The organism is Flavobacterium sp. KACC 22763 (assembly GCF_028736155.1).
GTDB lineage: Bacteria > Bacteroidota > Bacteroidia > Flavobacteriales > Flavobacteriaceae > Flavobacterium.
The window spans coordinates 4,105,282-4,118,616 of the sequence record NZ_CP117879.1 but is presented as its reverse complement, the minus strand read 5'-3'; the positions used below and the strand labels follow the sequence as shown (position 1 = coordinate 4,118,616).

Here is a 13,335-nt window from a genome sequence, read left to right as displayed (position 1 = left end):
ATTCCAAATAAAATAGAACCAGTTTAAACTACGTTTCGAGTTTATAAATAAGAATATAATTCGCAATCTTTGCGCTCGAAAAAAACAAGTTTATGAGCAAGACAAAATTAATCATCAATAAAAACGGATCAATCAAAATTGAAGGCGATTTTGAAATCATGGATCCAGAAGGAACACTTTACGGTTTACAAGGAAGACAAGCATTAGGACTTTGCCGTTGCGGACATTCTGCAAACAAACCATTTTGCGACGGGGCACACCGTAATAATTTCGAACACGATTCAAAAGCGTTCGATTTACCGCCAATGAAAACAAACTAAATCTTTGTTTAGTTTTGAATATAAAAAAAGCTGTATCTTGAAAAATGCAGCTTTTTTTATTTGATTTATCTTCCAAAATATTTTGATAATCGAATCTGAATTTTTTCTTTGTCTTCTGGAAAGGATGCTTTTGGATTTTTGCTCCAATAATCGATTCCTTGTTGTAAAGCCCAAAATGCTTTTTCATTATTTCCAGCAATTAGAAAAAAATCACAAGCTTTGTAGTGAAACCATTTTTCTTCAACCAATTTATTTGCAGCATTTTCCCAATTTGAAAGATTATCTAAAAATGGAACTCCTATATTTAAAACATTATTCTTTAGTGTTTGAAGTACATTTTCTCTTTCTTTTTCACTTATGATTTGAAAATGAGATTCTTTTTTATCGTTGATGACTGGAAATTCCCAATTTTTAATATTCCAATCCATTGAACTACTTAAAATGCTATTTATTGGATTTTCGTTAAAGTTAGTTTTATGCCATTTAGAATATAAATTTGAAGAAATTCCAAATGATGTCCAAAATTCTGCAGACACATTTTCTTGGTTATGTCTGTTTAATTGAAAATGAATCGTTTGGACAAATTCGTCGACTTTTCTTTTAAAAGTTAAAGTGCTTTTTGAAAAAGTAAAGCCAATTTGAGTTAAAGGTTTGAGTAAAGTTTTTTCGATACTTGTAGTTATGAGATCTTTTGGATTCATGATATAAAATATTCTATAAAACGCAAAAGTAATAAAAAGATTACGTTTTTTTTAAAATTATATATAAAGCTCTCCCTTCATCGTAATAATCGAAGAACCACCTACTAAAATATCTTCTTCCCGATTCATCACTTCAATCATTGACGGCTGTTTTAATTTTACACCTTGAAGAATTTTATATTCTTTATCAGATTTAGTGAATTTCTTTTGCGTTAAAAAACCAATTAAAGGTCCCGCTGCGGTTCCTGTTGCTGGATCTTCGATAATTCCTATTATAGGATTAAAAAATCTAGTTTCCACTATGTGATCTAGACCTTCTTCAGCTGGGGTGAAACAATAAAAGCCTTCAAAATCATACTCTTTTGAGATTTCTATCAAAAGTTGGTTGTCGGGAGTAAAACTGTTAAGTATCTCACTGTTTTTTATAGGAACCATTGTATGTGCAACTTCTGTTTTAACGATTGTTGGCACAAAAGCATTTACATCCAAATCTTCAATTTTTAAGCCCAGCGCTACTGCAATTTTGTACGTTGGGATTTCTTGTTTAATAACTGCCGATTTTTGATGCATTTGAACAACTGGAGAAAAATTATCCAAATCAAAATTTACCGTTACTGGAATTGCCGAATGTTTCATAATTACAAAAGGCTCACTTTCATTTTGCTCATCAAAAATAGGAAGCCCTTTTAGAAGAGCACCGCAGACTGCGCCTAATAAATTATGGCCTGCACCATCGATTTCGATTCCCGTTGGAGTAAACGAACGCACTACAAGCGATTTTTCTCTTGTAGAATAATAGACAAAGGAGGTTTCAGAATAGCGAAATTCTCTAGAAATATTCTGATAGGTTTCTAGTTTTAGATTTCCATCTGTAAAAACTACAGAAAGCGGGTTTCCTTTGTAGCTCTCGTTTGAGAATACGTCTAAAACGTAATATTCTAATACTTTTCTTTGACTCATACTTTTCTGTTTTTACTGCTAAACGGAGTTTGAATGGACTAAAATTACTGTTTATTATTGTATTTCATGAATAGGTTTTGCTTTTCGTGGTTATTTTAATATTACTTTTTTATTAAAAGTTCGTTCGTAAAATCAAAAAGCAAGTCGAGATTAGAATTGTAAAAAGTTAAAAATCAATATCTAGATGTTTTATTTTGAAGGAAATCAAGTAATTTTAGTTCATTGTAAATAAAATAATTTATTTATGGAAGAACTTACACATGTCAAATCAATTATCGGGATTATTTTGGGTTTGAGTCTAACGCATCTCATAAAAGGTTCTGTAATTTTTATCCAGCATCCTGGGCGCAAGAAGTTTTATTTTGTGCATGCTTTATGGGTATTTTATGTGTTCTTGATGCTTATTCACTTTTGGTGGTGGGAGTTTAATTTAAAACTAATTCACGAGTGGTATTTTGCAGATTATTTCTTTATTATCTGCTATATCTTGATTTATTATTTGCTATGTGCGATTCTTTATCCCGACGATTTAGTAGATTACACGGGATACGAAGATTATTTTTATTCCAGAAAAAAATGGTTTTTTTCGGTTTTGGCAATAAGTTTTGGAGCAGATATAATCGATACTGCGATTAAAGGTGGAGACTATTTTCTATACAACCAAAACGAATACTTTGTTCGGGTTATAAGCCATATTGTTTTATGTTTGATAGCAATAAAAATAGATAATAAAAAGTTTCACGCTGTTCTAGCGGTGCTTTTTATAATTTATGAACTCTCTTATATTTTGAGATTGTTTAACATTGAATAGTTAGAAAACTTGCAAAAGATTATTGCTCAAAAACCACTTTTTTGTCTGTTTTTGCTGTTTTTACAATATCGTAAGGTTTGGATGATTTCTTGGTAAGATTACCATTTTCCAGCTTTTCGACTTTTACAATTATAGTATTGCGGTTTTCGGTCATTTCTACAATATCGATAGAATGTCCGTCGTTGGGTTGTGTTTTATCAATTACAGCGATAACTTGATATTGGGTAAAATCAATATTCGTTTCTTTAAAATCTTTTGCTACATCGCTAGTGATGTTCATTTCTTTCTTAAAGTTATTCCAGGTTTTAGCGTCTTTAATCACCAAATGTCTTTGCGCAATGCTTTGGCCATTAGAAAAAGAATCTCCTTTACCCACCAATGCAAACGGAACATCAGACTGTGGCAATTCATCATTGTCGCAGCTGGCCAGCAAAAGCAGGATGCTAAATAGTAGTAAGATCTGTTTCATGTTTTTGGTTTTAGCTAGGAAAACTTTGTTGTAAAGTCTTATTTCTTAAACAGATATGATTTTTTATAAATGGTTGCTTAAAGGTAGTCAATTTTTGGCCAACTTTTTAATTTAAATTGATAACGTTGATTTTTGTTAAAGATTGTAAGGTCAAACGTAGAAATACTAGAAAAATTGTATTTCACGTCAAAAAGACTATATTGTAGGTTAAACAGCATAAAAAATAACGCAAATTAAACAAGTTTGAAAAGGAACATTCAATTATTTCCCGCAACTTTGCAAAACAATCTTTTAAATAAAAACTCAAAATGGAATTCGGTAAAATCATTATTTCAGAAACGGCGGCCAATAGCGAAAATCCTCAGGATGTTGTAAATTCGAATATTTCGGTAATCAATTTAATGCGCGAAGAAAAAATAGACGATGATTTAATTCATGAAGATGCTTTAATGAGTTATTATTTAGATTTTTATGCTTCAAAATATGCAGAAGGAAATTTTTCGAAATTTGTTCATGATTCAGGATGGAATAAAGAACTTAATGAACTAATAGAAGAAGGTTTAGCTTTGATTGGTGCCGAAAAGCATTTGGAATTGTTTAAAGAACAATGCCGCAAACTGCGCTTGCAGAGTAATATCAAACTCGGAAAATTTCTAAAAGAGAAATATGATGCTCCGAACGCTTTCAAGGACTTGCTGAATAATAACGCTTATTTTGAATTGGACGAAAATCTGGCCGAATTGAATGCCACTTTTTTAAAATCGCATCCCGATACAGAAGTGCTTTCGGTTGAAGAAATGTTTAAAGCATTGGAAGAGTTTGTAGGTCACGAAATTAAGAGAGATTAATTTTTTATTTTCCTGCTGAGGTTTGTAAGAAAATTATATATTTGAAATGCCCTAAATTTCTAACAAATCAAAGCCTATGAAAAAAACGATTCTTTTATGTGGCGTTTTGATGTTTTTGTTTTCCTGCGGGAAGAATGAAAAAGCTCAAGACACTGCTGAGGTTCAGGATCAAGAACTTCTTTCGCAAGCCGATACCGAACTTGGCTTTAACAAGAAACAAGTAAAAAAACTCATTTTTAAAAATCTGGATGAAATTGAAGATTCAAAAGAAATGAATCTTCAGCTGCTTTCTAAAGTGGCGGCAAATCTCAAAATCAAATATTCAGATATTAAAATTAATGAAACAAGTTCTATCAATTATGACGACCAAATCGCTTTTTTTGTCTTGACAACTGTTTCGCACGATAAAAAAGCATTCACAACCAATGATAATGATAATGAGCTGGGAAACTATTTTCAGCGTAAATACTTATTTGTAAATCGGGAAGATGGAAGTGTAATTGCTGAAGAATTTGACGATAATTTAGGTTATTATGATAATGAAGCCATTCAGTTTTCGAAATCGCATATTTTGAAAGATCTAGTTTTTCTCAACGAAACTACTCCAGCAATTGCTTTTTATACCGAAGCCAGTGCGAGCAGTCGAATTGTTTTGTATTCGGAGAAGAAATTCACATTAATAACTCTGGCCGATAAGGAAATAAAAAAGGTTTTATACGAATACCCAATTCGATTGACCAATGGAGATTCTAACGGAAGCGGTACTTTTCAAATCGAAACTTTAGAAACAGGTATGAGTTTTTCTAATGATAAAACAAACGGTTATTTTGATTTAATTATTAGCAAAAACTTTTCTTATGAAGAAGCTGTAGAAAATGATGTAGAAAATGGTATTGAAGAAAAAAGTGATTTGAAAATTAAAAAAGAATTAGAAAAAATAAAGTATAACGGACGAGAATACGCTTTTCATAGAGATGACAGACTTCGTTTTTTGGAATAAAATCCAAAAAAATCCAAATAACATCAAGGGCACTTTTATAGTGCTTTTGCTGTTTATAGGAGATTTCGGTTTTACTGCAAAACTTTGACCTAATGTTAACAAACATTTCCTTAAATTTGCTTCCGTTATAAAAAATACAATAGTTATAAAAATCAAGCTATGTTACAAATTGCATTTATTAGAGAAAATCAAGAGAAAGTAATCAAAGCTTTAGCAAAACGAAATATCGATGCTAAAAGCGTTGTTGAAGAGGTGGTTCAATTAGACGAAAATCGTCGTGCTGCACAGGTGGAATTAGACAATACTTTATCAGAATCTAATAAATTGTCCAAAGATATTGGTGAATTGATGAAAGCTGGTGAGAAAGCTAAAGCGGCAATCTTAAAAGAGAAAACAGTTTCACTAAAAGAAAAAAGCAAAGAACTGAGCGAAAAAGCAGAAGCTTTGGCTGTTGAGTTAACCAATAAATTATACACATTACCAAACCTTCCGGCAGATATTGTTCCTGAAGGAAAAACCCCAGATGACAATTTGAATGTTTTCCAAGAAGGAGATATTCCAGCTTTACACGAAGGCGCACAGCCTCACTGGGAATTGGTAAAGAAATACGACATCATCGATTTTGAATTGGGTGTAAAAATTACTGGAGCGGGATTTCCTGTTTACAAAGGAAAAGGAGCAAAGCTTCAACGTGCTTTGATCAACTACTTTTTAGACAAAAACACCGCTGCAGGATACAATGAAGTTCAGGTGCCGCATTTGGTAAACGAAGCTTCTGGTTACGGAACAGGTCAATTGCCAGATAAAGAAGGACAGATGTACCACGCTGGAATTGACGATTTGTATTTAATTCCGACGGCTGAGGTTCCGGTAACCAATTTATTTCGTGATGTTATCTTGAACGAAAGCGAATTGCCAGTTTTACAGACAGCGTATACGCCATGTTTCCGTCGTGAGGCAGGTTCTTACGGAGCACACGTTCGCGGATTAAACCGTTTGCATCAATTTGATAAAGTAGAAATCGTTCGTATCGAGCATCCAGACAATTCTTATGCGGCGCTTGACGGAATGGTAGAACATGTAAAAGGTATTTTAAAAGAATTAAAATTACCTTACAGAGTTTTACGTCTTTGCGGAGGAGATATGGGATTCACATCTGCTTTGACTTACGATTTTGAAGTATTTTCTACTGCTCAAGATCGTTGGTTAGAAATCAGTTCTGTTTCTAACTTTGAAACTTTCCAGGCAAATCGCTTGAAATTACGTTTCAAAGACAAAGACGGAAAAAATCAGCTGGCGCATACACTTAACGGAAGTTCATTAGCGCTTCCACGTGTTTTAGCTGGAATTATTGAAAATTACCAAACTCCAGAAGGAATCGTAATACCAGAAGTTTTACGTCCTTACTGTGGATTTGATATTATAAACTAAAAAAATATAGTTTTTAAGATACAAACCTAACAGACGTTAAAAACCTGTTAGGTTTTCTTAATTTATAGAAATTAAAAAACGGAGCATGATGAATGGAATTTTAAACTGGAACGTAGATCCTGTTATTTTCTGGATTACAGATAGTTTTCCTTTAAAATATTACGGAGCTCTTTTTGCCTGCGGACTTCTTTTGGGCTTTTATATTGTTAGAAATATTTACAAAAAGGAGAATCTTTCTCTGGATAACCTCGACACTTTATTGATTTATGTCATCGTCGGAACCGTTTTAGGCGCCAGACTTGGACATTGTTTCTTTTACGAGCCTGATTATTTTTTCAAACATCCGATAGAAATTCTTTTGCCAATCCAGAAGATTAAAGGAGTTTATCAGTTTGTAGGTTATCAAGGTTTGGCAAGTCACGGAGGATCGATTGGTGTAATTACAGCAATGATTTTGTACTGCCGTAAATACAAAGTGCAATTTTTGGGACTTCTAGATAAAATGGCTGTTGCGGTTCCTGTAACGGGGACATTTATCAGATTGGGAAATTTTATGAATTCTGAAATCTATGGAAAACCAACCAACGGAAATTGGGGAGTAGTTTTTGAAAGAGATGATTTGATTCCGCGACATCCAACGCAATTGTATGAAGCATTTGCTTATTTGCTTATTTTCGGAATACTGTTTTATATGTACAAATCAGAAAAAATTAGAAATGCGCAGGGATTAATCTTTGGAACTTTCTTAACTTTATTATTTACAGCTCGTTTTATAATTGAATTTTTTAAAGAAAATCAAGAAGCTTTTGAAAATAATATGCTGATTAATATGGGACAGATTTTAAGTATCCCATTTATTTTAATTGGTTTAGCTTTGATTTTTTGGAAAACTAAGAAAGTCTCAGTGGACAGTAACAGTTTGCAGTTTTAAAAAGACTGAAAACCGCGACTGCGACTGAAAACTAAAAAAAGTGACAGTTTACAGGTTGTAAGACTGAAAACTGCGATTGCGACTGAAAACTTAAAAAATATGAGAAACATATTGATTGGTATCGTTTTGTTATGTTCTGGTTTTGCGTTTGCACAAAACGAGCAGCTTGCACAATATTATTACGATAAAGGAGACTTTGATAAAGCAAAAATCAGTTATGAAGAGCTTTTGAGAGGTGCGCCATCTAATACGCAGTATTTTTTAAGAACGGTTGATTGCTATCAGCAGTTACAGCAGTTTGCCAATGCAGAAAAAGCAATTCAAGATCGTTACAACCGATACAAACAAGGGGTTTTCTTGGTGGAGTTAGGATATAATTTCCAATTGCAGAAAAACGATTCAAAAGCTAAAAATTATTACGAACAGGCAATCGAAAAAATAAAGGTCAATCCAAACGATGTTTATGGAGTTGCAAGTTCGTTTGAGAAAAAAGTATTGTTAGAATATGCTTTAAAAGCGTATCAGACTGCAATGCAGGTTCAACCCAATTTCAATTTCAATTTTCAAATCGGAATGCTGTATGGACAGTTGGGGAAAACCGATTTAATGATTGATTTGTTGTTGACTGAGTCTTTCACAAATCCGCAAAACACGAATCTGATTCAGACACAATTGTCAAGATTCATGAATGGTGAAACCGATAATACGGCTTTTAAAGATGCCATGCGAAAAGCCTTAATCTTAAGAACTCAAAAAGATCAAGATGTTTTCTGGAATCATTATCTAAGTTGGTTTTATGTACAGCAGAAAGAATTCGGTAAAGCGTTTATTCAGGAAAAAGCCATTTACAAGCGTGAGCCAGAATCGCTGATGAGCATTGTCAATTTGAGTCAGTTTGCGATGAATGAAAACGACGACGAAACAGCTGTTGAAATCCTGAATTTCATTCTTCAAAACACCAAAGATTTAGGTTTGCTGATTCAGTCGAATGCTTATTTAATGCAAATAAAGATCGATAATGCACAGGAAAAAGACTATCCGTTAATCGATCAGGAATTGAAGCAATTGCTGGCTACTTACGAAATCAGTCCTTTTACCTTATCTTTGCAAATCATTCAAGCGCATTTTCTGGCTTTTAATTTGAAAAAAACAGAAGAAGGAAAGGCAGTAATCAAAAAGGCTTTAGAATTAAATCTAAACGAATATCAAAAAGCCGATGCCAAAATGGAATTGGCTGATATTTTGCTTTTAGAAGAAAAGTACAATCAGGCGCTTATTTATTATTCGCAAATTCAATTGGATTTAAAGAATGATGTAATGGCGCACGAAGCAAGTTTGAAAGCGGCAAAAACAAGTTATTACAAAGGCGATTTTGAATGGGCAAATAAGCAATTCAAAGAATTAAAAGCGGCAAACACCCAATTAATCGCTAATGATGCTTTAGAGTATTTCCTTTTAATTAATGATAACACCGCTGCAGACTCGACTCAAGTTGCTTTAAAAGCATTTGCAAAAGGTGATTTTTTGATTTATCAGAATAAAAAACAGGAAGCGATTACACAGTTTCAGAATATTTTAAAGACTTATAAAGGTCAGGAAATAGAAGCGGTAACATTGCTTCGTTTAGGAAAAGTGTACGAAAGCCAGAAAGATTTTGCTTCGGCTTTAAGCCAATATCAGCAGATTATTGACAATCACAGCGACGGAATTTATGTTGATGAAGCACTATTTTTCTCAGCAGAAATTTACAATGATGAGCTGAAAGACATAGAAAAAGCAAAACCGCTATATGAAAAGGTAATTTTTAATCATCAAGACAGTATTTACTTTGTTGATGCCAGAAAAAAATACCGAGAGTTAAGAGGGGATAAGAATTTATAAATGAGATTTTTAGATTGTTAGATCTTTAGACTTCTTAGATGAAAGAAGAAAGTCTAAAGATCTAAGATGTCTAAGGAATCTAAGAAAGTCTAAAAGAAAAATGATTATTTACAACGTTACCACAAACATACACGAAAGCGTTCATGACCAATGGTTAAAATGGATGCAGGAAAAACACATACCAGAAATTCTGGCTACTAATAAATTTTCTTCAGCACGAATAGTAAAAGTTCTAGTTGAAGAAGAAATGGGCGGAATTACATATTCTGTACAATACGTTACAGATAGCAAGGAAACTCTAGAGAAGTTTTATATCGAAGACGAACCAGAATTTCACAGAGAAGCTTTAGGTTTATTTGCCGATAAAATGCTTTCTTTCAGAACAGAATTGGAGGTTATTTCGGAGCATTAATATTTAGTGTTCAGTTTTCAGTAATTAGTATTCAGTCAAAAGAAATTAAATCTTTGTGTCTTTGAGCCTTTGTGGCAAAAAAAGAATACTTTTGCAGCCTCGTCGTGGCAAACAAGAAATGAAATGGAAAAAGTAAAAGCAAAAAAACATTTAGGACAGCACTTTCTTAAAGACGAAAGCGTCGCAAAAGCTATTGCGGATACTTTGACTCTTAAAGGATATGAGGAGGTTCTGGAAATAGGGCCAGGAATGGGTGTGCTTACTAAATATTTACTTGAAAAGCCAATTACCACACACGTTATTGAGATCGATACTGAATCGGTAGCGTATTTGGATGCGCATTATCCAAAATTAAAAGACAAGATTATCTCTCAGGATTTCCTGAAGTATAATATAAATGAAGTTTACCAAGACAAACAGTTTGCCATAATAGGCAACTTTCCGTATAATATTTCTTCGCAGATTGTTTTTAGGACATTAGAACTTAGAGACCAGATTCCGGAATTTTCTGGAATGTTTCAGAAAGAAGTTGCCGAGCGCATCTGCGAAAAGAAAGGCTCAAAAACCTACGGAATACTATCAGTTTTAGCTCAGGCTTTCTATGATACAGAGTATCTGTTTACGGTTAATGAAAACGTTTTTATTCCTCCGCCCAAGGTGAAATCGGGTGTGATGAGAATGACCCGAAAGGAAGATTATAGTCTTCCTTGCAGTGAAAAGTTATTTTTTACAGTTGTAAAAACAGCTTTTCAACAGAGACGAAAAACATTACGTAACAGTTTGAAAACATTAAATTTATCAGACAATTTGCGAGAAGACACTATCTTTGATAAACGTCCGGAGCAGCTTAGCGTCGATGAATTTATTGAACTAACTCTAAAAATAGAAACCGATGGAGTTCAAAGTTAGTAAAGAATTTATACACCAGCTAGAAGAGCTGATCAACAAGAAAAACGACAACGAATTAGAAGTTTTACTTAATGATCTGCACCACGCTGATATTGCCGAAATTTTAGACGAATTAGATTTCGACGAGGCAACCTATATCTTCAAGGTCTTAGATAGTGATAAAACAGCCGAAATTCTTCTTGAATTGGAAGAAGATCTGCGTGAAAACATCTTAAGCCGACTTTCACCAAAGGAAATTGCAGAAGAGCTTGATGAGCTTGAAACCAATGACGCTGCCGATATCATCGCCGAACTTTCGCAGGAAATCAAAGCGGAAGTAATCTCTGAAATTTTAGACGTTGAACACGCCAAAGACATTGTTGATCTTTTGCGTTATGACGAAAACACTGCCGGTGGTTTGATGGGAAAAGAGCTTGTAAAAGTGAATGAAAACTGGAACGTTTTGACCTGCGTTAAAGAAATGCGAATTCAGGCAGAGAATGTTTCTAGAGTACATTCTATTTATGTAGTTGATGATGAAAACCGACTAAAAGGAAGACTTTCTCTTAAAGATTTATTGACTTCTTCGACCAAAACTCAAATTGGCGATGTTTATATCCGAAAATTAAATTTTGTAAAAGTAGATACCGAGGATGTTGAAGTTGCTCGTATCATGCAGAAGTACGATTTAGAGGCAATTCCAGTTGTTGATGAGTTAGGACGATTAGTCGGGAGAATTACCATCGACGACATTGTAGACGTAATTAAGGAGGAAGCTGATAAAGATTACCAGTTAGCTGCCGGTATTACGCAAGACGTTGAATCGAATGACAGCGTTTATGAATTGACAAAAGCGCGTCTGCCTTGGCTTTTAATTGGAATGGTAATCGAAATTGTAGCGTCTTTTGTTTTAAAAGGCAACGAAGCAACTTTCCAAAAATATTCTACACTAATCATATTTGTGCCTTTGCTTTCTGCAACTGCAGGTAATATTGGCGTTCAGGCTTCGGCAATCGTTGTACAAGGTTTGGCAAATGGAACACTGAAAGATTTCAGCCGTGGTTATTTTACCAAAGAAATTACCGTTTCGATGATTTCTGGAAGTATCATCTCATTTCTTTTATTGTGTTATCATTCTATCATGTATCAGCAGTATTTAGTTGGGTTTGCCATATCGATTTCAATGATTGTTGTAATTCTTTTTGCTGCGACTTTAGGGACTTTAGTGCCACTTTTCTTGAACAAAAACAAAATTGACCCCGCAATTGCGACTGGTCCGTTTATCACAACGACCAATGACGTATTCGGAATCATGTTATACTTTGGAGTAGCAAATTTGATTCTCGGATTCTAGATTTTTGCCACAAATTACCTTTTTACAGTGATTTAAAATCTCTAAAATCTGCGTAATTTGCACGCGGAAAATGCTGTTTACCAATCAGAAATAAATTAAAGCCAAACCAAAATGAAAGTACACATTATTGGAGGAGGAAACCTAGGGGTTTCTATTGCCTTGGGAATTGCGAAATTCTCGAAAAACAACCAAGTTACTGTCACAAGAAGAAACACTGCAAGTATTCAATATTTATCAGAATACGGAATTACGGTTTCTAACGATAATAAACATAACATCCAGGAAGCTGATGTTGTAATCTTAACCATCAAACCGTATCAGGTTGATACGGTATTGGCTGAAATCCTGCCAGTTATCCAAAATAAAACCATTGCTTCTGCTGTAAGCGGATTGTCTTTGGATATGCTTCAGACCAAAACAAATTTTGAATATCCAGTTGTTCGCATTATGCCAAATATTGCTGCACAGTTTGGAGAATCGGCAACTTGTATTTCTTTCCCTGAAAAATATGCAGCAAATGCTTCGCCAGTTGTTGATTTGTTTCAAGATTTAGGAACTGCTCCTGTTATTGATGAAAAATTAATGGATGCAGCAACTGTTTTAGGCGCGTGTGGAACTGCGTATGCATTGCGTTATATTCGCGCTTCTATGCAAGCAGGAATCGAAATTGGATTTGATTCTAATACTGCTCTTGCAATTGCGGCTCAAACAGTAAAAGGAGCAGCAAAAATGCTTCTGGAAGAACGAGTGCACCCAGAACAATTAATCGACCGTGTAACAACGCCACAAGGCTGTACAATTGTTGGTTTAAATGAAATGGAGCATAATGGTTTCAGTTCATCTTTAATAAAAGGAATCAAAACTTCTTTGAAACAGATTAAAGGTTAGGTTTTAAAGAAATTCCAATATTTTAAATTCCAAATTCCAATTTTAAAAGTGGGGTTTGGAATTTTTTGTTTTGAGATTAAAAAGTTCAGTTTGTCATTTCGAGGAACGAGAAATCTCCGCAAGAAGCTCTACAAAGTATTTAAGTTTTATTTTGGAAATTAATAATTACGTTCTGTGGAGCAATATTCGATTATTGATTGCAGGTCTTTTGTGTTTACATATTCAGTAAACATTGTTCGATGATAATCTATTCCTAAATCTTCAATTTTTGTAGTGTCAATTTTGTGGTTTTTTTTGGTCATCCATTTTACAAAAACAAGGGAATCGACACCACGTAATGCTGGTCCAGTACTTCTGGCATCTAACTTATGACAAGCGGCACAATTCGAATTGAACACTTCTCTTCCTTTTTCTTGAGTTTCTGATAAGTTTGGTGTACCA

The 13,335-nt window shown here is 33.9% G+C and carries 14 protein-coding genes and 1 pseudogene; 11 read left to right on the top strand and 4 right to left on the bottom strand.

Translation table 11 applies throughout. From position 1 onward, the window contains the following. The first annotated feature begins 92 nt into the window (after window positions 1–92). The gene (locus tag PQ463_RS17270; RefSeq protein ID WP_111377641.1) at window positions 93–320 is read left to right on the top strand and encodes a CDGSH iron-sulfur domain-containing protein; all 228 of its coding nucleotides are present in this window, start codon (window positions 93–95) and stop codon (window positions 318–320) included. A gap of 65 nt (window positions 321–385) precedes the next feature. Here PQ463_RS17270 and PQ463_RS17265 read toward each other — a convergent pair whose 3' ends face one another. Further along, on the bottom strand, window positions 386–1,021 hold the full coding sequence (locus PQ463_RS17265; RefSeq protein WP_274254736.1) for a DUF4304 domain-containing protein: 636 nt from the start codon (window positions 1,019–1,021) through the stop codon (window positions 386–388). A gap of 57 nt (window positions 1,022–1,078) precedes the next feature. Next, window positions 1,079–1,981: a PhzF family phenazine biosynthesis protein gene (locus PQ463_RS17260; RefSeq protein WP_274254735.1), complete on the bottom strand. Its 903-nt coding sequence runs from the start codon at window positions 1,979–1,981 to the stop codon at window positions 1,079–1,081. 244 nt (window positions 1,982–2,225) lie between these two features. Between PQ463_RS17260 and PQ463_RS17255 the strand changes: the two genes are divergently transcribed. Continuing rightward, on the top strand, window positions 2,226–2,792 hold the full coding sequence (locus tag PQ463_RS17255) for a hypothetical protein (RefSeq protein ID WP_274254734.1): 567 nt from the start codon (window positions 2,226–2,228) through the stop codon (window positions 2,790–2,792). 19 nt (window positions 2,793–2,811) lie between these two features. Here PQ463_RS17255 and PQ463_RS17250 read toward each other — a convergent pair whose 3' ends face one another. Next, window positions 2,812–3,261, bottom strand: coding sequence for a protease complex subunit PrcB family protein (locus PQ463_RS17250; RefSeq protein WP_111425320.1), 450 nt, complete (start codon window positions 3,259–3,261; stop codon window positions 2,812–2,814). A gap of 308 nt (window positions 3,262–3,569) precedes the next feature. Between PQ463_RS17250 and PQ463_RS17245 the strand changes: the two genes are divergently transcribed. From PQ463_RS17245 to proC, 9 genes are all read left to right on the top strand, one after another. Then, complete coding sequence (locus tag PQ463_RS17245) at window positions 3,570–4,109, top strand: DMP19 family protein (RefSeq protein ID WP_274254733.1); 540 nt, start codon at window positions 3,570–3,572, stop codon at window positions 4,107–4,109. Window positions 4,110–4,185: 76 nt separating this feature from the next. Next, the gene (locus PQ463_RS17240; protein ID WP_274254732.1) at window positions 4,186–5,109 is read left to right on the top strand and encodes a hypothetical protein; all 924 of its coding nucleotides are present in this window, start codon (window positions 4,186–4,188) and stop codon (window positions 5,107–5,109) included. A 159-nt stretch (window positions 5,110–5,268) separates the two neighbouring features. Then, window positions 5,269–6,540, top strand: a complete 1,272-nt coding sequence (gene serS, locus PQ463_RS17235; RefSeq protein WP_008465517.1) for a serine--tRNA ligase — start codon at window positions 5,269–5,271, stop codon at window positions 6,538–6,540. A gap of 85 nt (window positions 6,541–6,625) precedes the next feature. Then, the gene (gene lgt, locus PQ463_RS17230) at window positions 6,626–7,471 is read left to right on the top strand and encodes a prolipoprotein diacylglyceryl transferase (RefSeq protein WP_274254731.1); all 846 of its coding nucleotides are present in this window, start codon (window positions 6,626–6,628) and stop codon (window positions 7,469–7,471) included. A 99-nt stretch (window positions 7,472–7,570) separates the two neighbouring features. After that, the gene (locus PQ463_RS17225; RefSeq protein ID WP_274254730.1) at window positions 7,571–9,352 is read left to right on the top strand and encodes a tetratricopeptide repeat protein; all 1,782 of its coding nucleotides are present in this window, start codon (window positions 7,571–7,573) and stop codon (window positions 9,350–9,352) included. A gap of 100 nt (window positions 9,353–9,452) precedes the next feature. Beyond that, on the top strand, window positions 9,453–9,764 hold the full coding sequence (locus PQ463_RS17220; protein WP_274254729.1) for a DUF4286 family protein: 312 nt from the start codon (window positions 9,453–9,455) through the stop codon (window positions 9,762–9,764). A 123-nt stretch (window positions 9,765–9,887) separates the two neighbouring features. Further along, the gene (rsmA, locus tag PQ463_RS17215) at window positions 9,888–10,673 is read left to right on the top strand and encodes a 16S rRNA (adenine(1518)-N(6)/adenine(1519)-N(6))-dimethyltransferase RsmA (RefSeq protein WP_111377753.1); all 786 of its coding nucleotides are present in this window, start codon (window positions 9,888–9,890) and stop codon (window positions 10,671–10,673) included. Further along, window positions 10,657–12,006, top strand: coding sequence for a magnesium transporter (gene mgtE, locus PQ463_RS17210; RefSeq protein ID WP_274254728.1), 1,350 nt, complete (start codon window positions 10,657–10,659; stop codon window positions 12,004–12,006). The genes rsmA and mgtE overlap by 17 nt, the downstream gene beginning before the upstream one ends. A gap of 111 nt (window positions 12,007–12,117) precedes the next feature. Beyond that, window positions 12,118–12,894, top strand: a complete 777-nt coding sequence (proC, locus tag PQ463_RS17205; protein WP_008465511.1) for a pyrroline-5-carboxylate reductase — start codon at window positions 12,118–12,120, stop codon at window positions 12,892–12,894. Between the two features lie 158 nt (window positions 12,895–13,052). On the opposite strand, the pseudogene PQ463_RS17200 reads toward proC, so the two are convergent. After that, a pseudogene (locus PQ463_RS17200) lies at window positions 13,053–13,304 on the bottom strand (c-type cytochrome); the annotation flags it as partial. Window positions 13,305–13,335: the final 31 nt, after the last annotated feature.